Genomic DNA, 24,547 nt, shown 5'->3' with positions numbered 1-24,547 from the left:
CATTGTCGCGGAAAATCGCACCCCCCATCAGCCCCTGTGGACAACCAGCCGCGGGGTGCGTTTCTCCCCCGACCCCGGAACCAGGCCTGCTGGTGCTGACCGCCCTAACCAAGCCCGCGATAGGGCTCTGAGCGCCAGCCCGCAACCACGGGCTGGCACTGACGGCCCTAACCACCCCCGCAACAGGGCCCTGAACGCCAGCCCGCAACCACCAGCTGGCACTGACAGCCCTAACCACCCCCGCGATAGGGCTCTGAACGCCAGCCGGCAACCACGGGCTGGCGCTGACGGCCCTAACCACCCCCGCGATAGGGCTCTGAACGCCAGCCCGCAACCGCGAGCTGGCACTGACGGCCCTAACCACCCCCGGAATAGGGCTCTGAGCGCCAGCCGGCAACCACGGGCTGGCGCTGACGGCCCTAACCACGCCCGCGATAGGGCTCTGAACGCCAGCCGGCAACCACGAGCTGGCACTGACCGCCCTAACCACGCCCGCGATAGGGCCCTGGGCGCCAGCCCGGGTTGGGGGTTGCGTTGCGGGGCGGGACAACGGCTGCGTACGTGAGCGGGGTACATCGCGGTGGGGCGGTGTGAGCACACGATCGGCGTACCGGGAACTGGCACCGCCGCAGACCGCATCTGAATCGCGGACCGCACGCTGCCGGCGGAGCGGACCGCGAGCGGCGGCCGCGACGGTGACCGCCAGACCCGTGGCCCGGAACGCAGACCGTGACCAGCCACGGTCCCGTGAGCGCCGGCCGCGACGGTGACCACCAGCCTCGGGGCCGCCACCCGCCGTGGAGCACCTCAACGAGTCACGGGACACCCGCAACGCCGGCTCATCGGACCCCCGCGCTGCCACGAAGCACCTGATCACCCAATACCGTGCGGGCATAAAGGACGGACCGCCCGGACCGGGCGCGGCTCACCAGGCCCGCCCGGTGCAGGACCGCCAGGTGGTCACCGACCGCGCCGGTGGCCAGCCCGAAGACCGCCGCCAGCTGGGTGGTGCTGGCCGGCTCGGCGAGGGCGGCGAGCAGCCGGGCCCGGCTGCGGCCGAGCAGCGCGGCCAGGGCGTCCGGGACGGTGGGCGGGGCTGGCTCGAACAGGGCACCGACGCCGCGCGCCGGATAGATGACCGCTTTCGGCCACGGGTCGTCGCCGAAGACCGCCGTGCCGGGCCAGATCAGCACCGACGGGACGAGCAGCAGGCCGGCGCCGCCGAGCGCGCCGGCCGGGCCGGTGTGCGCGGACAACTCGATGCCGCTGTCGTGCCAGCGGACCCGTGGGCCGAGACCGGCCAGGGCCGCCGCCCAACCGGAGCGGCCCAGCTCGGCGGCGCGGTGCACGACGTCGCGCTCGCAGACCGCGCGCATCTGCGGCCACTCCGCGGCGAGCAGGGCCGACCAGGCGAGCTCCAGGAAACCGGCGAACCGGTCGAGCACGTCCCCGGCGTACAGGAAAGCTCTGGTCTCGGCCGTGACCCGGCGGCGGGCCAGATACCAGTCGATCTCCTCGCGGGCCGCGCCGAGCGGCCAGGACCGGATCGCGTCAAGATCCTGTTCGATGGTCTGGGCCATGCCGCGCGGCGGCGGTGCGTAGAAGTTGGCCCCGGACTTGGCGGTCTTCAGGGCCAGTGACGCGGCCAGGCCGGGCTGCTCGCGCAGCTGATCGAAAGCGGGCCGGAATCGGGACAGCCAGGACTCCGGCAGGCCCGGCGCGGGCAGCGCCAGGACCCGGATCAGCGATTGCAGCTCGAAGATCGGCGACACCGCGAACCGGGTCCGCAGCAGGTCCTCGGCATCCACCTCGAAGCGCAGCACCGGCTTGACGTTACGCCACCTGGCGAATCTGTCGCGCCCGCGAGCTGCCACCGACATCGTCGGGGCATGAGTGTTGCCGAGCGCGGAGCGACCTACCGCGAGGTCTTCGCCGAACCGCGGTTCCGGGTGCTGTTCCTGGCCCGCACCGCGGCGATCGCGGCCGAATCGCTGCGGATCTTCGCGCTGTCGGTGTTCGTCTTCGAGCGCACCGGGTCGGCGCTGTGGAGCGCGCTGGCGTTCGCGGCCGGGTTCCTGCCGCAGCTGGCCGGTGGACTGCTGCTCGGCGCGCTGACCGACCGGGTCCGGCCACGGCCGCTGATCGTCGCCGGCTATCTGTCCGGCGGGGCGGCGGCGCTGCTGATCGCGCTGGCCGACGTGCCGGTCGCGGTGCAGCTGGCGGTGATCGGGCTGGTCGCCTGCGGGACGCCGGTGTTCATGGGCGCGACCAGCCGGCTGGTCGCCGACGTGCTGACCGGGGACGCCTACGTGCTCGGACGCGCGGTGTTCAACGCCGCGTCCTCCGGGGCGCAGCTGCTCGGCCTGGCGTTCGGCGGCGTCGCGGTCGCCACGGCCGGGCCGCGGCAGGCGCTGCTCGTCGCGGCCGGTGGGCACGTGCTGGCGGCGCTGATCGTACGCGTCGGCCTTCCCGACCTGGAGAGCTCGCCCGGGGAGCGCGGCTCGGCGGTGCGGGCCAGCCTGCACGGCGCCCGCGCCCTGCTCGGCGACCCGCTGATCCGCCGCCTGCTGCTGGTCCAGTGGCTGCCGTCGGCGTGCGTGGCGGGCGCCGAGGCGCTGCTGGTCGCCTACGCCACCGCGCGCGACTTCCCGGCCGGGGCGGCGGGGGCACTGATGGCCGCGCTGCCGATCGGGATGCTGCTCGGCGACCTGGTCGTCGGCCGATGGGTGCGCCCGGCCCGCCGCGAGCGCCTCGCCGCGCCACTGGTGCTGCTGGCCGGTGGGCCGCTCGCGGTGCTGGCCGCGGGGCTTCCGCTGGGCGCGACCCTCACGGTTTTGATCATTTCCGGTACGGGACACGCCTTCCAGCTGGGCCTGCAACGCCCGCTGCTGGAGGCGACCCCGGAGCCCCGCCGCGGCCAGATGTTCGCCCTGCTCTCCACGGGCCTGATGACGTTGCAGGGCGTCTCGCCGGTGCTCCTCGGCACCGTGGCCCAGTTCACCACCCCGGCCCTGGCCATCGGCGTGGCCGGCGCCGCCACCACGCTCTGCGCCGTGCTGGTCCCCGGCCCCGTCAACCGGGCACGACCGTGATCGCCACCTCCTCGTGCACCACGGTCTCGTCCCAGCGGCTCAGCACCCGCCGCGCCGCCTCCTCGACGACCGCGCGCTCGTACCGCTCCCCCGCGAACGCCCGCACGTCGTCCATCCCGTCGAAGAACACGACCGACGTGAACCGGACCTCGTCCCCCTCCCACACCCGCAACAGCCGAGCCCCGCGAAACCCCGGCACCCGCCGCAGATGCCCGGCCACCTCCGCCGCGTAGTGCCGCTGGTAATCATCGGCTGTCGTGGCCGGCGCCCACCCCCGCCAGATCCGCGCGATCATCCGCGACGCGCCTGGGTGCGGCTCTGGCGGTACTCCAGAGCGGGTGGGGTCTCCTCGTACTGAAGCAGGCTGCCGGTCAGCTCCAGCAAGTGTCGTTTCGCCTCGGCCGGGGTCGCATAGAAGAACTCCCGCCGCTGATTGACCAGGTTGACCCGGCGATCAGCGAGCCGGGCGTGCATCTGCGCCTCGATGCCGGCCGCGTCGTCGGAGAAGAACAGCGCGTGCACGTCAAAACCGAACGGCACCGAGGCGTCACCGAGTTCCCGGACGCGGTCCATCGGGTCGAGGCGCCGGGTCATACCGACCTTGACCATGTTCTCGCCGAAGGCGCCGAGGTTGGAGATGACGTACACGTAGCCGGCCCGGACGTTCGCGGCCCGGTAGTCGACGTCCTGGATCGCGGCATCGATCTCGGCGAGCCGTTCCCGCAGCTGCGCCGCCCCCAGGTCATCACCGTTGGCCTGCACCGCCGCCAAGGCGTTCGCATAGTGCTGCCGTTCTTTGTCCAGCCGGGCACGCTCGCGCTCGATCTCCTGCTGAAGCTGCCGTTCCTCGCGCAGCCGCGCTTTCTCGTCCCGCTCCCGCGCCTTCTCCCCGGCGAGTTTCTCCTGGTGGTCAGCGGTCAGTCCGAGCTCCTGCACCCTCAGCCGGTGATACTGCTCGGAGATCCGGATGTCCATCGTCTTGCCGAGCCGGGCGATCGTGGCGGCCACCTTTCCGAGCCGTTCGACTGCCGCCTCCAGCTTGTAGGGCTTCAACGTCCGGACCAGGTTGTCGGCCTCGGCGTTGTAGGCGCGCAGCATCAACTTCGCATAATCGCGCAGCATGGTGCGGCCCTGCGCCGCCGAGCCGTTGACCGTCCACCCGGAGGCGGCGAGCACCGCGCCGCCGTCCGGTTTGGCCATCACCCTGATCTGTTCCTGGAGCCGGGCGAGGGCATCCTGGTAGGCGACCGCGTCGCTGAGCGGGTGCTGGTACCGGTAGATCCCGGCCTCCTGCAGCAACGCCTGCTCCTCGGTGACGACCACCTGCTGCCGCACTGCGTCCAGGCGCTGGTGCAGCTCGCCGACATCGCGGAGCAGTCTGTCGCGATGCTCGGCCAGGTCCCTGATCTCGAACAGGCCGAGCCGCGCCAGTTCGGCCCGCTCGGCAGTCAGCTTCTCGATCTCGGCGGCCAGTTCCCGCGCCTTACCCCGCGCACCGAAGAGCGGGATGTCCGCGTCCGGTCGCGGCTCCTCGATCCAGAGTTGCCACCCGGGCGGCGCCGGTCCCCAGGCGGGGTCCGGCGTCCAACCGGGCGACGGGCTCCATCCGGGCGGCGGGGCAGGCCAGTTCGGCGGCGGGTTGAAACGCGGCATCGCCGCTGGTTGCGCTTCGATCAACGGCGTTTCCGGTACGCCGTGACCGGGCGTCCCCGCGGCCGGGATCACCGGCACGGCGGGCGACCCGGTCGTGCGTGGTGCCGGGACAGCCGGGGCGGCAACAGGCGGCACGATCGGCACGGTCCGCTGGCCGACCTGCGCCGGCACCGTGGGCGCCGGCAGTACCGCGGTCTCAGCGGCCGGAGCCGGCACGGCAACCGGCGCGGCAACCGGCGCGGGCGGCGTGGCCACCGGCGCGGACGGCACGACCACCGGCGCGGGCGGCACGGCCGCAGATGCGGGCGGCACGGCGACAGGCGCGGACGGCATGATCACGGGCGCGGGCGGCACGGTCGCGGGTTGCCGCGGGTGCGGGGCGACCGCAGGTGGCGCGACGAGCCAGCTCTCCGGCAGCTCATGCGCCCGGGCCACGTACAGAACCACTTCGGTCTTGATCCGGTTCCCCTTGACGATCGCTCGCGCAGCGGCGACCAGCCCTCGCTCGTCGAGGTGCCGGACCGCGGCCAGCACCTCACCGCTCATCCGTGGCGTGAGCTGCCCGACGCGCGCACCGTCGATCCGTACCTCGACCACGGTGCGCGAGCTACGAGCCAGTTGTTCGGTGAGCTCGTGCAGCGTGGCATGCACCCAGCACTCGCCCTCCGGGCGCAGCCAGGACGCCAGCACCTCCAGGTGGTGCTCCTCACCGGTCACCTGGATCGCCCCGCCCGTGGGCAGCAGCCGGTGCGGCTGGGCCGGTGGCCGGTTCACCGGAACGAGCAGGTGCGGTTCTGCCAGCTCCAGGCGTACCGAACCGGCGAACTCGCCCGAACCCCACCGCGATCCCCAGACGCGCGCCGACACCTGCGGAGTCCACCCGCGCGCCACCAGTCCCATCAGGACAGGCGCGTACTCGGCCGCCGACTGCCGGGGCAGATAGCCGACCTGGGCGGACCCGATCCACACCGCGACGGCGTTGCGGTCGTGTTTGTTCAGCGGCTCCGGCATCAGCTGGGCGGTGACCGTGAGCTCGGTGCCGCCGGGTGGGAGCTTCGCGTCGAACAGGGCCCGCAGCGCCGCCGAGTAGTGCGACTCGCCGACGACTTCCGTGCCGGCCCAGCCCCGCTGGCCCCAAAGATCGAACGGTACGGACATGACCGTCACCGTACGATCACTCATTGATCATCACCACGCCCGCCGATCCCTCGATCCGGCGTGATTTCCACCAGTTCAGCCGTAGACAAGCGCAACCCCGTACGTGCACCGAGGACGCTACATTCAGGACATCGATGGCCGTCGACGATGCGGGGAGCGGATGGCGGATCAGCGCGTGGTGCGGGTTCAGCTCGCCTGGGCAGCGGATGGACGGGGCACCGGCTGGGCGGCGGTGCTCCGTTATCGGGAGCATGACCGTGACTTGCATGATGCCGGCCCGGCCGCGGCCACACCGGAGCAGTTGATCACCATCGCCGCGGTGGCAGCGCTGGAGGCGTTGACCCGCGGGTGCGTCGTGCGGGTGCACGCCGGAGACGTGCGGCCGGACCTGTCCGGGATGCCGCTGATCGCGCGGCATCAGATCACCTGGACCCCGGAGCCGTCGCCGGACGCGGAGCGCGCGGCGGCTCTCGCCCGGCGGAACCTGCCCGGCACCGGGGAACGCTGCCTGCACGACCTGCTTCGCGGGCAGTGTTTCGAGTGCCGGCCCCGCACTGACGGCTACCCGGCTCGGGTCGCGACCACCGACGGCGGGTCGGTCTTCCACGTGAACAGTGAGTGCCCGGCCCTGCTGGACGGCTGGCGCAAGGTCACCCGGCGGGGCGGCACCCCCGGACGATCTCGTCTGGCGGCCGGTCGCCGACGTGCTCGCGGAAGGACGGGGCGCCTGCTACGCCTGCACCGGACGCGGGTCACGGTGAGCGTGCCGGATCCGGAGGTCTGTGCGCGGTGGCGGCTGGTCGCCGGCCCGCTGCTGAGCGCCCGGTCGACGTACACCTGGGCGGCGACCCGCGACGGCCGTCCGTACATCCTGCAACGGCTCGATCCGGCCGGCCAGCCGGACTGGGGATACCCGCTGCGGGTCGCGGCGGCGCTCCGGGAGCGGGGCTGGCCCACCCCGGAGCCGGCCGAGGAGCCCTGGATCACGCCGGACGGCGTCTGGCTGCTGACTCACCGGCTGCCCGGACGGCCGCTGGTCGCCGGTGGCGCCGACAGCCCCGGTCAGCAGCGACGGCGCGGGCGGCTGCTGGCCGAGGTGCATGCCGCGCTCGCGACGGCCGGGATCACCGAGCAGCGGGGCGGGTTCCGGGAGCCCGTCGAGGTCCTTGCCGACCCGGAGCTGGAGCGCGTGCTGCGGGCGTACGAAAAGCTGCACCCGGACGACGGCGCCCTGCTGCTGGCCGGCCGTGAGGCGACCCTGGCGTGGTTCGCGGCGAACCCGGCCGATGCCGCACCGCGGGGCGTGCTGCACGGCGACTTCGCACCGTGGAACCTGCTCTTCGAGGACGGCAGGCTGACCGGCGTGCTGGACTTCGAGGCGAGCCACCGCAGCCTGCTGGTGGCCGATTTCGCCCTGTCCTGGCGTGGCTACCAGGATGCCGTGATCAGCGGATACCACGAGGTGCGGCCACTGTCCGAGCTGGAGCGGCGGCTGATCGTGCCCACCTATCACGCCTGGCTCTTCCTCGGCCTGGCCGGCGCCGACCCCACCACCGTCGACCTCAGCTGGAACGCCGCCCACCTGCGGCGGCGTTCAGCTCGGTGACCAGGGTGCGCAGCCAGGGCTGCGCGAGATCGGGTTCGCGCCCGACGGCCCGGGCCAGGGCCTGCCGTCCGGCACGGCTGCGACCGTACGCGACCAGTGCCACCGCCTCGGCCAGCGCCTGCCGGGTCAGGTCCTCCCGCCCCGGCCCGTCCGCCTCGGCGAGCCACCAGTCCGGCCCCAGCGACCGGGTCAGCTTCGTCTGCTCGTTCCCGAAATACGACCACACCGGCCTGCCGAGTGACACGCTCAGCACGGACCTCGCCGGGAGTTCCGCGGTCCACCGCTGGTGGCGCGCCCATCGCCAGGTCTTGGGGCTGGTCGGTGCCCGCACGGTCACGCCGACGAAGCGCAGCTTGCGCCGGATCGCCGGCCACGTCTCCCGCTCTCCCCGGATCCAGTCGGTGAGCAGCGTGTACACGTCGGTGAACGTCCCACCGTCGCTGACCACGTCGACGAAGGCCACCGGCCGGGAGCGGCGCGCCAGCGTGTACGGCGTCACGCCGGCGTCGGCGAGCATCCGTCGCGCCTCGTCGCGCTGGGCGGCCGTCAACGGCCGGCGCTCCCAGCGCCGCCTGGTCACCCGCCGGCCGGCCCGGGAGAACGACAGCGGCAGCCGATCCAGCCGCTGCTCCCCGATTCCGTGCAGAGCCCCGCCGAGCAGGTCGAACATCGAGTCCAGCGACCGCCCGACGAAGACCAGGTCCCCGCCGCCGCTGCGGGCCAGCACCTTGCCGGCGCAGGTGACCAGCTCGTCGAGGAACCACAGGCCGGGCGGCTCGGTGCCGTCGAGCAGCGACCCGAGCTCGTCGGGCCGGATCAGGTCCCACCGGAAGGGTTCGGGCACAGTCCCGGGACACTACCCGTGCCGCGCCCGCCGCGACCTGCAATAAACAGCGCGCCGGTCCCGGCCGGGATTCGCCCGACGATCCGGAACGACCGCGGGCTCCCGCTGGCCCTCGGGCCACGACCACCCACCGTCGCGCCCGGCGATCCGAAGCGGCCGCGACCCGCGGCGACCCACGGTCCGCCGAACGAACCACCATCCCGAGGCCACCCGGCGACCCGAAGCGGCCGCGACTCGCGGCGGCCCACAGGCCGCCGAACGAACCACGCCCATGCAGAGGCCACCCGGCGATCCGGCGCGGCCGCGACCTCGCGGCGGCCTCACGAGCCGTCGAACGAACCCGGACCACCCGCGGACCCGCACGACCCGCGTGGCGATCCGGAGCGGCCACGGCCTCGCGAGCCGACAGCCACGGGACTCCGAGTCGTACCGGAAAATGATGCGGACACCCCAAGGGCGACGTCGCGGCAGCGAGGATGGTTCCCCCGCGACGGCATCGGTGTGGTGACATCAGGAAGATCCTCCCGCCGCCTAGGGTGGGTGCTGCTATGACGACGCAGGACCAGGACGCCATCGACGCGACCGAGACTCGACCCTGTGCCCACTGCGGGCGGCCCGTGCCGCAGCGGGCCTCCGCCGGACGGCCGTTCCGTTACTGCCGGGACAACGACGGCGAGTGCCAGCGTGCCTCCCGCAACGTGCGGATGCGGCATCGCTCCTCGCCCGGGCTGGCCGGTTCGGTGGCGCGGGCCTGGGAGGTGGTGGACCGCCTCGACCAGATGGTCGGCACGCTGACCGAGGCGCTGCACTCGGAGATGTCGCCGGCCGGGGTCGAGCGGCAGGTCGCCGAGGTGCGGGCGGAGACTTCGCGGGCGGTGGCGGCCGCGCACGGCGAGCGGGACGACGCGCGGCGCGACGCCGAGCAGGCGGCGACCGCGACGGCGGCGGCTCAGCAGATCGCGGCGGCGGCGACCGCGGAGCGGGACGAGGCGCGGCAGCGGGCGACCGAGGCGGAGCGGGCCGCGGAGGAGGCCGGCAAGCGGGAGCAGGCCGCGGTCGAGGCGCGGGACGAGGCGGTGCGGGCCGCTACGGCCGCGGTGGCGCTGCGCGAGCGGGCCGAGGCGGAGCGGGACGCGGCGGCCGACGAGCTGTCCGTGACGCGGCGCGAGTTGCAGGAGACCAAGGGGCAGCGCGACGGCGCGGAACGCGAGCTGGCCGCGGCGTTGCGCGAGCACAACGAGTTCCGGCAGACGGCGGAGCAGGCGGCCGACCGCGCCGAGGAGTCGCTTGCGGCGGCCCGTGCGGAGGCCGGGAAGCTGCGCGAGGCGGCCGAGCGGGCGGACCACCGCGCGCGGGATGCCGAGACGGCCGCCGCCGAGGCCGCGGCGCGGGCGGAGCGCTCCGCCGCCGAGGTGGCCTCGGTGCGCGAGGAGCTCGCCGCGGTGGCGGCGGACCGGGACGCGCTGCGGCGTGCCGTGGCGGATCTCGATCGGGTCCGGAAGGACCTGGCGCGGGCCGGCGACGAGCGGGCTGACGTGGAGCGGCGGCTGGCGGCGGCGCGGGCCGACGCGGACGCCGCGCACCAGCGCGTGGCCCAGCTCACCGGGCAGGTGAGTGACCTCGCCTCGGCGCTGGCCACGCTCGGGTCGAGCCGGCCGGCTGCGGCACCGGCGCAGGCCACATCACCGGAGTTGCGGTCCGCTACCACGTGATCACCGTCAAGCGTGGAGCGATGGGCGGTGACCGTCCGAGTGACCGACATCGCACCACCCGCAGACGGGTCAAACGCTCGTAAACTGGACCAAGGTCCACTTCACGAGCGTTCAAATTACGGGGTATGGTCGCTGGCCGGTTACGCTCGTAGCGTTACAACGCCTTTACCGGGCGGGTAAAAGACCGATAGATACTCGGCGGGCGCAGGAATCCGGCGGCCGCCCCTTTCGTTACACCAACGAGAGCAGCACCACGAGCGAGGGGAAGCCGATCATGGGCGAACGCATGCTGCGCGGCAGCCGTCTTGGCGCAGTCAGCTACGAGTCCGACCGTAACACCGAGCTGGCGCCCCGACAGACCCGTGAGTACCTGTGCGTCAAGGGTCACCAGTTCGAGGTTCCGTTCGCCGTCGACGCCGAGGTGCCCACCACCTGGGAGTGCAAGTTCGACGGCAGCGTGGCCCGGCTGGTCGACGGCAGCGAGCCGGAGCAGAAGAAGGCGAAGCCGCCGCGCACCCACTGGGACATGCTGCTGGAGCGGCGTTCGATCGCCGAGCTGGAGGACATCCTCAACGAGCGGCTGCAGGAGGTGCGGACCCGCCGGGGCCGCTGACCGCAGCGAACGACACGACGAGAAGGGCCGTCCCGTCCGGGACGGCCCTTCTCGTGTGTCACAGCCGGGGCGCGGCCGGCGACCGGATCAGCGGACGATTTCGCCCTCGATGGCGGCGGCCGGCTGGCGCGGCGCCGGCGGGACGTCGTCGATGACGGAGGAGTCGACCACCGTCGGGTCGTCGACCCGGACGCGGACCCTGCGCGGGCCGAACAGGTCGCCGGCGGCCGCGCCACCGAGGCGCCGCTCGGCGAACCGCTCCACCGCGCGGCGGCCCAGGATCCGGCCCGGCGGCACCAGCAGCACCAGACCCACCACCCCGGTCACGAAGCCGGGCAGCGCCAGCAGCAGCGCGCCGCCGAGGCCGACCAGCGAATGGGCCACCTCGGGGCCGGGTGGGCGGCCGGAGGCCGCGGCCTGCTGGAAGGACCGCCAGCCGCGGATGCCCTCGCGGCGCAGCAGCGCGAACCCGCTCAGGGTGACCGCGGCCAGCAGCAGGAACGCCCAGCCGCCGCCGATCAGGTGGGCCACCGCGAGGAACGCCGCGACCTCGGCGAGCGCGAGCAGCGGGAAGGCGAAGGGGAGATAGGCCAGCCGGTTACGGCGCATCAGAGTCCTCCGGTGTCATGCGTACCTCTCCAGCATGACACCGGATCCTGCGACCTGGCTGAGTGCGCCGTCACGGCCAGGTCTGCTGCTCCTGCTTGGGCTTGCGGCCGAGCACGTTCAGCAGGCTCTCCTTGCGGGCCTGCGCGCCCCACAGGGTGACCCTGAGCAGCTGTTCCTTGAAGATGTTGCCGCTCATCTTGCTGACGCCGTGTTCGCGCTCGGTGAACGTGATCGGCACCTCGACGACCCGGAACCCGCCGCGGAACGCCCGCCAGGCCAGCTCGACCTGGAACGAGTATCCGGTCGAGGCGACGCTCGGCACGTCGATGGCGTCCAGCACGGTCATCCGGTATGCCCGGTAGCCACCGGTGGCGTCCTTGAACGGCATGCCCAGGGCCATCCGGATGTAGATGTTGCCCCCGCGCGAGAGCAGCAGCCGGTGCATCGGCCAGTTGTGCACGCTGCCGCCGGGGATGTACCGGGTGCCGAGCACCGCGTCCGCGCCGGCCAGCGCGTCGAGCAGCTGCGACAGCTCCTCGGGGGCGTGCGAGCCGTCCGCGTCCATCTCGACGACGGCGTCGTATCCCTTGTCCTTGGCCCAGGCGAAACCGGCTTTGTACGCCGCGCCGAGCCCCTCCTTGCCGGCCCGGTGCAGCACGAAGATGTGGTCGTCGGCGAGCGCCAGCTCGTCGGCGATGTCACCGGTGCCGTCCGGCGAGTTGTCGTCGGCGACGAGGATGTCGACCTCCGGCACCGCCTTGCGGACCCGCCCGGTGATCAGGCGGACGTTGTCCGCCTCGTTGTACGTGGGAATGATCACGAGGACCCGTCCCACTCCCGGGTAGCCTTCGGCCTCGCTCACCGTTCCTCCGTGCTGTCTTCGTCGTCAGTGCGGTCGGTCTTGCGCCGGCGACGCAGCGGAAGCGCGCCGGCCAGTGCGATCACGGCCAACCCGACCGCGATGGTTTCGGGCCAGATGCCCGAACGGGTCGCCAGCGTACGCGAACCGCTCACGGCCATCCTATGGGTTACCACTTTCGCGGTGTTGAACGCCGTGGCACCATGCACCCCACCCGCCGTATCGACGAAGGCCGATATGCCGACGGTGGAGACCATCAGCGAGTCGCGGCCGTGCTCGACCGCGCGCAGCCGGACCATGGCCAGCTGCTGGCGGGCCTCCCCCTCGTCGAAGGTGGCGTTGTTGGTCTGCACCGCCAGGATCTGGGCGCCCTGCCGCACGGTGTCGCGGACGATCCCGTCGTACGCCACCTCGAAGCAGATCACGTCGCCCAGGGTGAGCGGGCCGGTGTCGATCACCCCGGCGTGGTCCCCGGCCAGCATGTTCCTGACCAGGTCCACCTTGTCGCTGACCAGCCGGGCGACCGAGCGCAGCGGCATGTACTCGGCGAACGGGACCGGGTGCTGCTTGACGTAGGTCTGCGCCAGGTCCGGGCCGGTGACCGGCATCCAGAGCAGCCCGGCGTTCTTGATGTCGCCCGGCTTGTCGGTGCGCAGCACCGTGCCGACCAGGATCGGCACCCCGATGGTGCGGGCCGCGTCGGAGATCTCCTGGGCGGCGTCGGCGTTGCGCAGCGGGTCGATGTCGCTGGAGTTCTCCGGCCACACCACCAGATCGGGTTTCGGCTGCTTGCCGGCGGCCACGTCGGCGGCCAGCTGCCGGGTGGCGGTCACGTGGTTGTCCAGCACCGCCCGGCGCTGCGCGTTGAAGTCCAGGCCGAGCCGCGGCACGTTGCCCTGGACGATGGCGACGGTGTATGCCGGGCCGGACGGCGCCGACAACGGCACCGCGGCCGGCGCGCCGATCAGCACCCCGGCCGTGACGGCGAACCCGGCGGCCGGCAGCAGCGCGCTCCGGTCCCACCGGCGCCAGGCGAGCGCCACCAGGGCGCCACCGGCAGCCGCGACCGCGAAGGTGACCAGGGGCGCGCCACCCCAGGCGGCGAGCCGCAGCGCGGGCGCGTCACCCTGGCTGAAGGCCAGCCGGCCCCACGGGAACCCGCCGAACGGCGCCCGGTCGCGCACCGCCTCGTCGGCCACCCAGAGCAGGCCGGTCAGCAGCGGCCACAGCGCCCGCCACCGGTCGATCAGCGGGGACAGCCAGGCGGCGGCCAGACCGGCCAGGCCGAGCACCACCGCCTCGGCGGTGGACAGCAGCGCCCAGGGCAGCCAGCCGGCCGCGATCCGGGTCCACTCCAGCAGGGGGTAGAACAGCACGATGCCGGTGAGCAGGCCGAGCCCGAAACCGGCCCGCAGCCGCCGCCGGTGCACGGCCGCCGCCAGCAGCGCCACGCCGGCCGGGGCGAGCCACCACAGGTCGTAGGGCGGCAGGGCCAGCAGCAGTGCCAGACCGGCGGCCACCGCGAGGGCGGCCGCCACCGGCAGCCGCAGCGGTGTCGGCCCGGCCGGGCGCGGGGTGCCGGGATCCGGCTGCGCGAGGTCGGGCGGCGGCATCGTCATTTCCACGCCAGGCAGGCTACCTGCCGGTCCGCCGCGGGCCCGCCGGGCAGTCGGCCGCAAAACGATACCGAGCGGATGGGAATCGGCTGGGAGATGTTACGGAGGGGCGCGGCGTCCAGTGGCCGCGCCCCTCGGGGTGCTTCTGTCCGTTCCGGCCGGTGTGCCTGACGGGCCTCCCGCTGACCTTCGGACCGACGCGCCGCGGACTGGCTGCCCACGCCGTGCCGTTGTCTACTGGCCAGGATCGGCTCGACCCGGCTCCCGGATCGCGACCCGGTCCGCGCCGCCCGCGCACCTGCACCCCCTGGACCTGGCTGAACGCGCGACCCCTGCGAGGACTGCGGGCCAGTGAGTGAAGGAACGAAGCGGATCACAGTCGCATGCCGTGAAACAGGACCTGAAGACGGTACGTCCGGACGGGGGCGGTCTGTCAACCGGGTGGTCACCTCTCCGGCGTGTCGCGTTTATCGGCGTGTCCGAAAACGCACGCCGTCGATGGGCCGGTCACCGCCACAGCGTGTCGATCAGCCCGGCCGCCGCGTCCGGGTGATCGACGGCGAGCAACCCCGCCGCCGCCAGTACATATTCGCTGTCGACGATGGAGCGGGCCCGGTCCGGCAGGGCCCAGCCGCCGGCCGTGTCGGCCAGCACCGCGCCGAGCACGTGATCGCCGCCACCGTGCCGCAGCACCCCGCCGGAGCCCACGACGAGGCGTACGTCGCGCAGGTCGCGGCCACCCGTGCGGGGTAGGCCGGGACCGGGCGAGTGCCCACGGGCGTGCCGGCGCAGCGCGATCATCGCGGCGGTCGCGGCCAGTTCCCGGTCGGTCACCGGCTCCGGCAGCTTCTCCGCGATCGCGGCCTGCCGGGTGCCATCGGCGCCGACCGCCACGCCGAGATCGCCCTCCACCGTCCGTGACCGCCACAGGGTGCCGGCCACGTCGCGGCGGGGACCGGTTTCGGCCTCCGCATCCGGCACGAGTGCCGAGTAGACATCCGTCGTCGCGCCGCCCACGTCGACGACGAGCACACCGGCGCCGGAACGGTCGGCGAGCAGCTCCACGCCGGCCAGGACCGCGTCCGGGGTGGCCGCCCGGACCAGGGAGGCGAACCGCGGGCCCCGGGACAGGCGCTTGCCGCCGATCACGTGCCGCAGGAAGACGTCGCGGATGGCGGCGCGCGCGGGCAGCGGGTCGAGCACCCCGATGCGGGGCAGCACGTTGCCGGTCACGGTGACCGGGACGCCGCGGGCGGTCAGGGCGGCCGCGGCGTCCGGGCGTACGTCAGCATTGCCGGCCAGCACCACCGGCAACCGCAGGCGTTGCGCGGCCAGCCGCCGGGCGTTGTGCAGCAGCACCTCGCCGTCGCCGCCGTCGGTGCCGCCGACCAGCAGGATCACGTCCGGGCGGGCCGCGCGCAGCGCGGTCACCGCCGCACCGGTCAGCGGCCCGGCCGCGACGTGCACCACCTGCGCGCCGGCCGACAGGCCGACCCGGTGCCCGGCCTCCGCGGTGACCAGGCTCTCGTACCCGACCACGGCGAGCCGCAGCCCGCCGCCCGCCGACGAGCAGACATACAGCGGGGCACCCTGGCCGCCGACCGCCGCCACGGCGGCGTTCAGACCCTCCAGGACGTCCGTTCCGGACGTCGTCGGCACCTCGGTCCGCTCGATCAGTCGCGCGCCGCTGAGGTCGATCTTGGCTGCTTTGGTGTACGTCGACCCGACGTCGACGCAGACGACGTCCGTCACGCCGTGGCCGGCACCACGACCGTGCCCACCGCGGTCACCGCCACGATCGGCTCGGCGAGCAGCTCGGCCGCCGAACCCCCGGTCCCCCGGCACACCACCGCCGACGTGAACTCGATCCGCCGGCTGCGCGTGCCCATGTGCACCACCCGGGCGGTGATCTCCAGCACGTCCCCGGCCTGCACCGGCGCCTTGAACTGCACGTCGTCGTAGGAGGCGAACAGCCCCTCGTCGCCGTCCAGCCGGATGCACACCTCGGTGGCGACGTCACCGAACAGGCCGAGCGAGTACGCCCCGTCGACCAGGTTCCCGGCGTAGTGGGCGTGCGAGTAGGGGACGTAGCGGCGGTGCGTGACAGTGATCAATTCTTGCTCGCAATCAGTGCGTGAACCAGATAGGAGGCGACCTCCCGCGGCGTGGTACCGCGGCTGAAGATCCGGTCGACGCCGAGCTCGCCGGTCATCAGCTCGTCGAACCGGGGCCCGCCGACGATCAGCAGCGGCCGCTTGCCGGCCGGCAGCGCCTCGCGGAACGCGGCCGACATGGCCCGGGTGTTGTGCAGGTGCGCGTCGCGCTGGGTGACCACCTGGGAGACCAGCACCGCGTCGGCCTTCTTCGCCCGGGCGGTCTCCACCAGGTCGGGCACCGACACCTGCGCGCCCATGTTGGTCACCGACAGCTCGGAGTAGTACTCCAGGCCCTTCTCCCCGGCGATGCCCTTGAGGTTGAGGATGGCGTCGATGCCGACGGTGTGCGCGTCGGTGCCGATGCAGGCGCCGACCACGTTGAGCCGCCGCCGCAACCCCTTCTTGATCGCGGCGTTGACCTCCTTGGCGCTCAGCAGCGGGTAGTCGCGCTCGACGACCTGCACCTTGTCCGTGTCGACCAGGTGGGTGACCTTGCCGTAGACGACGAAGAAGGTGAACCCGTCGCCCATCTGCTTGGCGTGCACCAGCATCGCCGGGTCCATGCCCATCTTGCCGGCCAGCTGGAGCGCAGCGCCCTCGGCGCGTTTGTCGTGCGGGATCGGCAGGGTGAAGGAGAGCTGCACCATCCCGTCGCCGGTGGTGTCCCCGTAGGGGCGGACGATGCTCATTCCAGCTCCTCGGTGACCGGGTTGTAGTAATCGGCTTCCTGCTTGGCGACGCCGTCGAGGCCCTTGCCGCGGTCGGCGGGGCGCTTCATCAGGCCGAAGGTGCCGTCGGCGATGGCGTCCATCAGGGTGTCGTCGACGATGCGTTCCAGCAGGTCGATGGCCTCGCCCAGGACCTGGTTCGCGCGGCCCCGGATGAACGGGCCGGGGACGAAGTCCTCGTGGAGGTTTCCGGCTCCGTTGAGCACGTATTTCACGTTCTGCAGCGCGATATCCCGATCGGACAGCCAGGGCGTGACGACCGCCTCGGTCATCATGCCGACGAGCAGGATCCCCTGGCCGGTGAGCGCGCCGGCCAGGTTGAAGAAGCCGTCGAGGAGGTTGCCGCGGAAGACGTCGCCGGTCATGTGCTTGGTCGGCGGCATCCACTTGAGCGGCGCCTCCGGGAACAGCTCCCGGGCGAGCAGCGCGTGTGCCAGCTCCAGCCGGAACGAGTCCGGCAGATCCGGATTTATCTCGAAAGCGTGGCCCAGGCCGAGCTGCCAGTCCTCCAGGCCCGCCTCCTGGGCGAAGTACTCGTTGAGCAGCTGCGACACCGTGACGGTGTGCGCTGCTTCGACGGCATCCGCCGTCGTCAGATAGTTGTCCTCGCCGGTGTTGATGATGATCCCGGCCCGGGCGTGGACCTGGCGGGAGAAGCGCTGGTCGACGAAGGTCCGGATCGGGTTGATGTCGCGGAACAGGATGCCGTACATCGAGTCGTTCAGCATCATGTCGAGACGTTCCATGCCGGCGAGCGCCGCGATCTCCGGCATGCACAGACCGGACGCGTAGTTGGTCAGCCGGATGTATCGGCCGAGCTCTTTCGACGTCTCGTCGAGCGCCGCCCGCATCAGCCGGAAGTTCTCCTGCGTGGCGTAGGTGCCCGCGAACCCCTCCCGGGTCGCCCCCTCCGGCACGTAGTCCAGCAGCGACTGCCCCGTCGAGCGGATCACCGCGATGATGTCCGCCCCGGCCCGGGCCGCCGCCTGCGCCTGGGGAATGTCCTCGTAGATGTCGCCGGTGGCCACGATCAGGTAGATCCACGGCCGCTGTTGCGGATCGCCGTACCGTCGGATCAGCCGGTCCCGCTCGGCCCGCCGCCGATCGACGATCTTGATGCCGCCGGCGGCGGCCTTCTTGGCCCGCCGCCGGGCCGCGGCCAGGTCGGCCTTCTTCGTCGGTACGTCGAACCGCACCGCCCCGGCCGCCGCCTTCTGCGCCAGCACCGTGAGGTCCTCGACGCCCGTGCTGGCGGCGGCGTGGAACACCGGGACGGCAACCCCGTGCCCGAGCCCGACGTCGGCGCGCACGGCGTCGACCAGACGGTTCACCCAGGGGATGCCGTCCGAGTCGGCGCCGTGCACCCCGGCCAGGCGCAGCACCGCCCGCTCCACCGACACGGTGGTGTGCGACCGCGCGAGGTCGACGACGGGCTGCCCGGCCTTCACGGCGAGCGCCCGCGCCCGCGCGACGATCCGCGGGTCCAGATCCAGCTTCCCGGCCAACTGACAGTGCTCCTAGTTCTCGTAGATGGTTTCGCCGTGCAGCACCGTGCGCCGGCAGACCGGCCGCTCGGGCGTCACGCCGTCGATGTCCGGCAGCAGCGCCGGCAGTCCCTCGCTGACGCCGCCCGGGGTGTCCCAGGCGGCGAAGGTGGCCGAGGCGCCGGGCGCGAGCACGCCCACGCCGCTGACCCCGGCGCCGCGCCAGCCGCCCCGGCTCGCGGCAGCGAACGCCGCCCGCACCTTCATCCGGTAGACCGGGTTGCGCGGGGCGGCCGCGGCGACCACCGTCGCCCACGGGTCGAGCGCGGTCACCGGCGAGTCGGAGCCGAACGCGAGGGCGACCCCGGTGGCGTGCATGGCCCCGATGGGGTTGCTGGCCAGGGCGCGGTCGACGCCCAGGCGCTGGGCGTACATCCGGTCGGTCCCGCCCCAGAGGGCGTCGAAGACCGGTTGCACCGAGGCGATCACGCCGAACTCGACCATCCGGGCGATCATCGCCTTGTCGATCAGCTCGACGTGCTCGATCCGGTGATGTCCCTCCCGCAGGGTGTCCACGCCGACCTGCTTGGCGGCGAGCGCGAACCCGTCCAGGACGGTGTCGATGGCGGCGTCGCCGATCGCGTGGAAGCCGCCCTGGAACCCGATCCGGATGCAGTCGAGCAGGTGCTGCCCGACCTGCTCGGCGGTCAGGAACGCCTCGCCGCAGCCGTGGTCGCCGTCGAGGTAGGGCGCGCGCAGCGAGGCGGTCCGGGAGCCGAGGGCGCCGTCGGCGTACAGGTCGCCGGCCGCGCCGTGCGCGCCCAGCTCCCGGGCCTTCTCCGCGCCGCCCAGCTCGCCCCAGAAGCCGAACACCTGCGGCAGGCCCTGCCCGGACAGCGCCAGCACCGACTGGAAGTCGGCCTCGCTGGAGGTGCCCGGCCCGCCGCACTCGTGCACCGCGGCGATCCCCATCGCCGCGGCCCGGCTCAGCGCGGTCCGCTGCGCCAGGGTGCGCTGCTGCGGGGTCAGCGCGCCGAGCGCGACCGCCCGGACCGCGTGGTGCGCGTGCTCCCGCACCCACCCGGACGCGTCGTAGCCGTCCACGCCCTCGGCCGCCGGCAGCAGCGCCGAGCTGGCCAGGGCCGAGTGCACCGAGGCCTGCGACAGGTACACCTTGCGCCCGCCCGCGGCCCGGTCCAGCTCGGCCGCGGTCGGCGGGGTCTGCTCGGCCCAGGTCGACTCGTCCCAGCCGTGCCCGTGCACCACGCCGTCGGCCGGCCGGGTCGCCGCGAACGCCGCCACCGCGTCGAGCAGCTCACCCGCCGAGCGCACACCGGACAGGTCCAGGCCGTCGAAGGCCAGGCCGGTGTCGGTGGCGTGCAGGTGCGCGTCGACGAACGCCGGGGTGACCAGCGCGCCGTCCAGGTCGACGGTGCGGTCGGCGGCGGGCGCGTCGGCCGTGTCACCCAGCCACGCGATGGTGCCGCCGCGGACCAGCATCGCGGTGGCGCGCGGCTCGGCGGCGGAGTAGAAGCGACCGTTGGTGTAGCGGACCAGGGGAATAGTCATGCGGTCAGTCTCCCGCGATCCGCTTGGAGAACAACGCCCGCACCGCGGGGGTGGTGCGCAGCAGGTCGACGGCGAACTCGGCGTGCCCCGGCACGTACCCGTTGCCGACCAGCATGTTCACGTCGGCGGCCAGGCCCTCGGCGCCGAGCGCGGCCGCGGAGAAGCTGGTCGCCATCGAGAAGAAGATCACGGTGCCGCCGGGGGCGGTGGCCAGGATCGCGCCGTGCTCGCAGCCCGGCACGTCCACGCAGACCACCGTGACGTCGTTCTGCCCGGCGGCTCGGGCCACCGCGACGGCGTCGCGGGCGTCGGCGATCGCGATCTCATCCGCCAGTCCGGCGTCGCTCAGCGCGTCGCGCTCCGCTTCGGAGACGACAATGGCTTTCGTACGGGCACCCGCGCGTTTCGCCGCGGCCAGGGACAGGGAGCCGCTCTTGCCGGCACCGCCCAGGACGACGACGGTCGGGTCCTGATATTTACGGACGATGCGGTCGACCAGCGCGGGGGCGCCGCACACGTCGTAGACGGCCAGGGCCAGCTCCGGCGGCAGGTCGTCGGGGAGCACGCCGACGATCGAGCGGCCGAACAGGATCGCCGTGCCGTCGGCCGGGACCTGCTCGGACAACCCGTCCCAGCCCTGCAGGTCGTCGGTGATCCGCAGCGGCGTCAGGGTCAGGCTGACCAGCGTCGCCACCCGGTCGCCCACCTTGACCGGCAGCGGCGACTCCGGGCCGACCTCCTCGACGACGCCGATCAGCATGCCGCCCGAGCCGGTCACCGGGTTGTGCATCTTGCCGCGCGTCTCGACGATCTCCAGCACCTCGGTGCGGATCCGCTCGCCGTCTCCCGCATGTTTCTGCGCCAGCTGCCGATAGCTGGCGGCGTCGAGGTTGAGCCGCTGCACGCGGATGCGCACCTCGTCCGGGCCGATCTGCGGGGAGGCGTCCAGGCGCCAGGCGGCCTGGGGCAGCGCCCCGGCCGGCTCGAGCACCCGATTCAGACCCACGGATCCCGCCATCAACAGCTCCCTCACGTTAAACCCTCGCCCCCAAGTGCCGCTCTACCGTAAATCTTTCGTACCTTGGGTTTCTAGACCGAAGATTCTCCAGTACGTTGAGTTCTCGTCAAGTCGACCAAGATTTTCCAGGGAGGACGCGGTGACCGAGTTTTCCGCCGGACAGCCTTACGAGTACCAGCGGCGGGAGCTGGTGGAGCCGGATTGGACCCGCTTCCCCGGGTGGCGTGACGTCACCGCCGCGCAGTGGAACTCCGCGCAGTGGCAGCGGGTCAACTGTGTGAAGAACGTGAAGCAGCTGCGTGCCGTGCTCGGCGACCTGGTCGACGAGTCGTTCTACGCCGACCTCGAGGACGACCAGCAGCGGCTGGCCACCATGTCGATGCTGCTCCCGCCGCAGATGCTCAACACGATGGTGCCGCACCAGGTGCCGGACACGGTGTCGTTCTACGCCGACCCGATCCGCAACTACATGCTCCCGGTCGCCTCCGACCGGCACCTGGACTGGCCGTCACACCCGAACGCCAGCCGCGACTCGCTGCACGAGCACGACATGTGGGTGGCCGAGGGTCTCACCCACCGCTACCCGACGAAGGTTCTCGCGGAGCTGCTCTCCACCTGCCCGCAGTACTGCGGGCACTGCACCCGGATGGACCTGGTCGGCAACAGCACGCCGGTCGTACCGAAATTGAAGCTCGTGCAGAAGCCGGTGGACCGCTACGCCGCGCACCTGGACTACCTGAAGTCGCACCCCGGTGTGCGGGACGTGGTCGTGTCGGGCGGGGACGTGGCCAACGTGCCGTGGAAGCAGCTCGAGGCGTACCTCATGGGTCTGCTCTCGGTCCCGACCGTCCGCGACATCCGGCTGGCGACCAAGGCGCTGATGGGCCTGCCGCAGCACTGGTTGCAGGACGACGTGGTGGAGGGGATGCACCGGGTCGCGGTGACCGCCCAGCGGCGCGGGGTCAACCTGGCCGTGCACACCCACGTCAACCACGTGAACTCGCTGACCCCGGCGGTGGCCCGGGCCGCGCAGACGCTGCTCGAGATCGGCGTGCGCGACGTGCGCAACCAGGGCGTGCTGATGCGCGGGGTGAACGCGACCACCGCCGACCTGCTCGACCTGTGCTTCGCGCTACAGGGCGAGGCCGGGATCCTGCCGTACTACTTCTACATGTGCGACATGATCCCGAACGCGGAGCACTGGCGGGTGCCGGTCTGGCACGCCCAGCAGATGCAGCACGACCTGATGGGGTACCTGCCGGGCTACGCCACCCCGCGGATCGTGTGCGACGTGCCGTTCGTCGGCAAGCGGTGGGTGCACATGGTCAACGAGTACGACCGGGAGCACGGAATCTCGTACTGGACGAAGAACTACCGGACGTCGATCGAGAAGGACGACAGCGAGGCGTTGTCGAAGCTCTACGCCTACTACGACCCGATCGACACGCTGCCGCAGTCGGGCCAGGACTGGTGGCGCAAGCAGCAGGCGAGCTGACACGGCGACGGCCCCCTCCGCGGAGGGGGCCGTCGCTGTTCGTCGTGGTCTAGCTGAAGGCGTCGCGGACGTCGCGGCCCGCGTCCTTGACGTGCTCGCCGGCCTGCTTGGCGTGCGCGGCGGCCTCCTGGGCCTCGCCCTCGGCGTAGAGACGCTCGTTGTCGGTCGCCTCGCCGATGCCCTGCTTGGCCTTGCCGGTCAGCTCCTCGGCCTTGTTCTTGACCTTGTCGGTGAAGCTCATTGGTCAACCCTCCGTGGTCATCTCATGTCTGGGGTGCCTCGCACTCAGGGGTGCCCCGGGGCCTCGTTCCTGAAACGTCCCAGTGATCGCACCGGCCGTCCGGCGGACCCCGGCAACGCGAAATACGATCGCTTTCGTGGATCACGACGCTGCCCCCATCGCCGGCTCCTCCCCCAGCTCCGTCACCGGTTCCGTCGCCGCCGCCTCGTTCGGCTCGGCGGCCGGCGCCTACGAGCGGGGCCGGCCGCCCTACCCCGAGACAGCCCTCGACTTCCTGCTGCCCGCCGGCTCCCCGCGGGTCCTCGACCTCGGCGCCGGGACCGGCAAACTGACCCGGCAGATCCGGGCCCGCGACCTCGACGTGATCGCGGTCGACCCCTCCGAGGCGATGCTCGCCGAGCTGCGCCGCGCCGTCCCCGGTGTGCCCGCACACCTCGGCACCGCCGAGAACCTCCCGCTGCCGGACGCCAGCGTCGACGTGGTGCTGGTCGCCCAGGCCTGGCACTGGGTCGACCCGGCCCGCGCCCTGCCGGAGATCGCCCGGGTGCTGACCCCGGGCGGACGCCTCGGCCTGATCTGGAACGTGCGCGACGAAAGCACCGACTGGGTGCACCGGCTCGGCACCGTCATCGGCCGCGACGACCGGGCCCGGGACAGCACGATGGGACCGCCGTTCGGCCCGGTCACCACGACCCGGATCGGCTGGACGCACACCCTGCGCCCGGACGAGCTGCTCGACCTGGTCGCCTCCCGCAGCAACGTGATCCTGCTCCCGGTCGACGAACGGGCCGCCGTCCTCGCCCAGGTCCGCCAGCTCATCGCCACCCACCCGGCCCTGCTCGGGCGCGACTCGTATGCCCTTCCGTACGTCACCGAGTGCGCCTACGCCGAGCTGCCGACCGCCTAAGGCGCCTCCACCGCAGAAATCCGATATTTACGGACATCGGCTGACACAACTGCGGGCAGGTCGAGGGACGGGCCATCGGCGGCGCGGAACGTGAGCAGGGCCTCGTCAGAGGACCACCGCTCGTAGACCAGGATGCGATCCGGCTCGATCGGGTCGGCCGACTGGACGAAGTCGTGACAGCCCGGCGCGCGACGAGCCAGCCGGGCGACATCGGCGACCGCGAGCAGATAGCGGTCACGATCCTCCGCCGCGACCCGCAGCTCCCCAGCAACGATGATCACGTGCCCTCCCCTGGATAGAGTTCGATCGTGGACGTTCGCGCATATCTGGACCGGCTCGGACTCGGCGGCCTCGCCGGACAGGAACCCAGCGTGCCCGCCCTGCACGCGCTGCACACCGCACACGCCGAGCGGGTGCCCTACGAAGTTCTGGAGATCTGGCTCGACCGCCCCACCACGATCGACCCGCTCGACTCCGCCCGCCGGATCGTCGCCGGCCGCGGCGGATACTGCTTCCACCTCAACGGCGCCTTCGCCGCGCTGCTGCGCGCCCTCGGATATCAGGTCACCCGCCACGTCGGCGGCGTGCAGGGCACCGCGGACGACCCGGCCGGGGCGACCGCCAACCACCTCGTCCTCACCGTCACCGGCCTGCCCGCCCCGGAGTCCCCGGACGGCAATTGGCTCGTCGACCTGGGCATGGGCGACGGCCTGCACGCGCCGCTGCCGCTGGTCGCCGGCGAGTACGAGCAGGGCGGATTCCACTACCGCCTGCGCCCGTCCGAGGCCGAACCGGGCGGCTGGCGCTTCGACCACGATCCGCGCGGCTCGTTCCTGGGCATGGACTTCCGCGCCGAGCCGGCCACCATGTCCGCCTTCGGCGAGCAGCACCGGCACCTGTCCACCTCCCCGGAGTCCGGCTTCGTCCGCGTCGCCACCGCCGCCCGCCGCGACGCCACCGGCGTCGACATCGTCCGCACCCTGGTACTCACCCGAGTCGGCGACAACCCGGCCCGGATAGAGCTGACCAGCCGCAACGACTACTTCACCGCCATGGCCGACATCTTCGGCATCACCTTCGCCGACGTCTCCCCGGCGGCCCGCGACACCCTCTGGACCCGCCTCACCACCGCCCACGAGTCCTGGCTGTCCCGCCAATCCGCCGCCTAGCCCGGTCCCCTCCCGCAC

The 24,547-nt window shown here is 72.6% G+C and carries 22 protein-coding genes; 7 read left to right on the top strand and 15 right to left on the bottom strand.

From position 1 onward, the window contains the following. Positions 1 to 839: 839 nt before the first annotated feature. Complete coding sequence (locus Aiant_RS37370) at positions 840 to 1,823, bottom strand: ArsR/SmtB family transcription factor (RefSeq protein WP_189331545.1); 984 nt, start codon at positions 1,821 to 1,823, stop codon at positions 840 to 842. A gap of 66 nt (positions 1,824 to 1,889) precedes the next feature. On the opposite strand from Aiant_RS37370, the gene Aiant_RS37365 reads away from it, so the two are divergent. Then, positions 1,890 to 3,092 (top strand): MFS transporter, encoded by a 1,203-nt coding sequence (locus Aiant_RS37365; protein ID WP_189331546.1) that lies wholly within the window; start codon positions 1,890 to 1,892, stop codon positions 3,090 to 3,092. On the opposite strand, the gene Aiant_RS37360 is transcribed toward Aiant_RS37365, so the two are convergent. Then, positions 3,073 to 3,387, bottom strand: coding sequence for an antibiotic biosynthesis monooxygenase family protein (locus Aiant_RS37360; RefSeq protein ID WP_189331547.1), 315 nt, complete (start codon positions 3,385 to 3,387; stop codon positions 3,073 to 3,075). The two genes, Aiant_RS37365 and Aiant_RS37360, sit on opposite strands and share 20 nt — an antisense overlap. Further along, a complete protein-coding gene (locus Aiant_RS46160; RefSeq protein WP_229830241.1) occupies positions 3,384 to 5,903 on the bottom strand; it encodes an SNIPE associated domain-containing protein in 2,520 nt (839 codons plus the stop codon). The genes Aiant_RS37360 and Aiant_RS46160 overlap by 4 nt, the downstream gene beginning before the upstream one ends. A 160-nt stretch (positions 5,904 to 6,063) precedes the next feature. Between Aiant_RS46160 and Aiant_RS37350 the strand changes: the two genes are divergently transcribed. Further along, on the top strand, positions 6,064 to 7,509 hold the full coding sequence (locus tag Aiant_RS37350) for a phosphotransferase (protein ID WP_189331548.1): 1,446 nt from the start codon (positions 6,064 to 6,066) through the stop codon (positions 7,507 to 7,509). On the opposite strand, the gene Aiant_RS46155 is transcribed toward Aiant_RS37350, so the two are convergent. After that, a complete protein-coding gene (locus Aiant_RS46155; RefSeq protein ID WP_229830243.1) occupies positions 7,466 to 8,353 on the bottom strand; it encodes a hypothetical protein in 888 nt (295 codons plus the stop codon). The two genes, Aiant_RS37350 and Aiant_RS46155, sit on opposite strands and share 44 nt — an antisense overlap. Positions 8,354 to 8,901: 548 nt before the next feature. Here Aiant_RS46155 and Aiant_RS37340 point away from each other — a divergent pair. Together Aiant_RS37340 and Aiant_RS37335 are read left to right on the top strand one after the other, a co-directional pair. After that, positions 8,902 to 10,065 carry a coiled-coil domain-containing protein gene (locus tag Aiant_RS37340; RefSeq protein WP_189331549.1) on the top strand — a complete coding sequence of 388 codons (1,164 nt, stop codon included), beginning with the start codon at positions 8,902 to 8,904 and terminating at the stop codon, positions 10,063 to 10,065. 274 nt (positions 10,066 to 10,339) lie between these two features. Beyond that, a complete protein-coding gene (locus tag Aiant_RS37335; RefSeq protein ID WP_014689763.1) occupies positions 10,340 to 10,678 on the top strand; it encodes an RNA polymerase-binding protein RbpA in 339 nt (112 codons plus the stop codon). Between the two features lie 87 nt (positions 10,679 to 10,765). On the opposite strand, the gene Aiant_RS37330 is transcribed toward Aiant_RS37335, so the two are convergent. The 9 genes from Aiant_RS37330 to kdd form a co-directional block, all read right to left on the bottom strand. Next, positions 10,766 to 11,287, bottom strand: a complete 522-nt coding sequence (locus tag Aiant_RS37330; RefSeq protein ID WP_189331550.1) for an FxsA family protein — start codon at positions 11,285 to 11,287, stop codon at positions 10,766 to 10,768. Between the two features lie 70 nt (positions 11,288 to 11,357). Next, positions 11,358 to 12,149: a polyprenol monophosphomannose synthase gene (locus Aiant_RS37325; RefSeq protein WP_189331551.1), complete on the bottom strand. Its 792-nt coding sequence runs from the start codon at positions 12,147 to 12,149 to the stop codon at positions 11,358 to 11,360. Next, complete coding sequence (lnt, locus tag Aiant_RS37320; protein WP_189331850.1) at positions 12,146 to 13,765, bottom strand: apolipoprotein N-acyltransferase; 1,620 nt, start codon at positions 13,763 to 13,765, stop codon at positions 12,146 to 12,148. Before lnt ends, Aiant_RS37325 begins: the two co-directional genes overlap by 4 nt. Before the next feature lie 504 nt (positions 13,766 to 14,269). Then, a complete protein-coding gene (locus tag Aiant_RS37315) occupies positions 14,270 to 15,514 on the bottom strand; it encodes a glutamate mutase L (RefSeq protein WP_189331552.1) in 1,245 nt (414 codons plus the stop codon). Beyond that, positions 15,511 to 15,876: a 3-aminobutyryl-CoA ammonia lyase gene (gene kal / locus Aiant_RS37310; protein ID WP_189331553.1), complete on the bottom strand. Its 366-nt coding sequence runs from the start codon at positions 15,874 to 15,876 to the stop codon at positions 15,511 to 15,513. The genes Aiant_RS37315 and kal overlap by 4 nt, the downstream gene beginning before the upstream one ends. Continuing rightward, on the bottom strand, positions 15,873 to 16,607 hold the full coding sequence (kamE, locus tag Aiant_RS37305) for a lysine 5,6-aminomutase subunit beta (RefSeq protein ID WP_189331554.1): 735 nt from the start codon (positions 16,605 to 16,607) through the stop codon (positions 15,873 to 15,875). Before kamE ends, kal begins: the two co-directional genes overlap by 4 nt. Continuing rightward, positions 16,604 to 18,151 carry a lysine 5,6-aminomutase subunit alpha gene (gene kamD / locus Aiant_RS37300; RefSeq protein WP_189331555.1) on the bottom strand — a complete coding sequence of 516 codons (1,548 nt, stop codon included), beginning with the start codon at positions 18,149 to 18,151 and terminating at the stop codon, positions 16,604 to 16,606. The genes kamE and kamD overlap by 4 nt, the downstream gene beginning before the upstream one ends. A 12-nt stretch (positions 18,152 to 18,163) precedes the next feature. Beyond that, positions 18,164 to 19,699 carry an amidohydrolase gene (locus Aiant_RS37295; RefSeq protein WP_189331556.1) on the bottom strand — a complete coding sequence of 512 codons (1,536 nt, stop codon included), beginning with the start codon at positions 19,697 to 19,699 and terminating at the stop codon, positions 18,164 to 18,166. A gap of 4 nt (positions 19,700 to 19,703) precedes the next feature. Next, positions 19,704 to 20,717, bottom strand: coding sequence for an L-erythro-3,5-diaminohexanoate dehydrogenase (gene kdd, locus Aiant_RS37290; RefSeq protein ID WP_189331557.1), 1,014 nt, complete (start codon positions 20,715 to 20,717; stop codon positions 19,704 to 19,706). 139 nt (positions 20,718 to 20,856) lie between these two features. Here kdd and Aiant_RS37285 point away from each other — a divergent pair, with 139 nt between their 5' ends. Further along, on the top strand, positions 20,857 to 22,212 hold the full coding sequence (locus Aiant_RS37285; protein ID WP_189331558.1) for a KamA family radical SAM protein: 1,356 nt from the start codon (positions 20,857 to 20,859) through the stop codon (positions 22,210 to 22,212). 49 nt (positions 22,213 to 22,261) lie between these two features. Here Aiant_RS37285 and Aiant_RS37280 read toward each other — a convergent pair whose 3' ends face one another. Beyond that, positions 22,262 to 22,453: a CsbD family protein gene (locus tag Aiant_RS37280; RefSeq protein ID WP_189331559.1), complete on the bottom strand. Its 192-nt coding sequence runs from the start codon at positions 22,451 to 22,453 to the stop codon at positions 22,262 to 22,264. 136 nt (positions 22,454 to 22,589) lie between these two features. Between Aiant_RS37280 and Aiant_RS37275 the strand changes: the two genes are divergently transcribed. Next, positions 22,590 to 23,360: a class I SAM-dependent methyltransferase gene (locus tag Aiant_RS37275; protein WP_229830245.1), complete on the top strand. Its 771-nt coding sequence runs from the start codon at positions 22,590 to 22,592 to the stop codon at positions 23,358 to 23,360. Here the strand turns inward: Aiant_RS37275 and Aiant_RS37270 are convergent. Beyond that, positions 23,357 to 23,641 (bottom strand): putative quinol monooxygenase, encoded by a 285-nt coding sequence (locus Aiant_RS37270; protein WP_189331560.1) that lies wholly within the window; start codon positions 23,639 to 23,641, stop codon positions 23,357 to 23,359. The genes Aiant_RS37275 and Aiant_RS37270 overlap by 4 nt on opposite strands. A gap of 27 nt (positions 23,642 to 23,668) precedes the next feature. Between Aiant_RS37270 and Aiant_RS37265 the strand changes: the two genes are divergently transcribed. After that, positions 23,669 to 24,529: an arylamine N-acetyltransferase family protein gene (locus Aiant_RS37265; RefSeq protein ID WP_229830247.1), complete on the top strand. Its 861-nt coding sequence runs from the start codon at positions 23,669 to 23,671 to the stop codon at positions 24,527 to 24,529. Positions 24,530 to 24,547 lie beyond the last annotated feature (18 nt).

The organism is Actinoplanes ianthinogenes, from assembly GCF_018324205.1.
Taxonomy (GTDB): Bacteria; Actinomycetota; Actinomycetes; order Mycobacteriales; family Micromonosporaceae; genus Actinoplanes; species Actinoplanes ianthinogenes.
The sequence above is the reverse complement of the archived record's forward strand: the minus strand, read 5'-3'. Positions and strand labels throughout refer to the sequence as shown.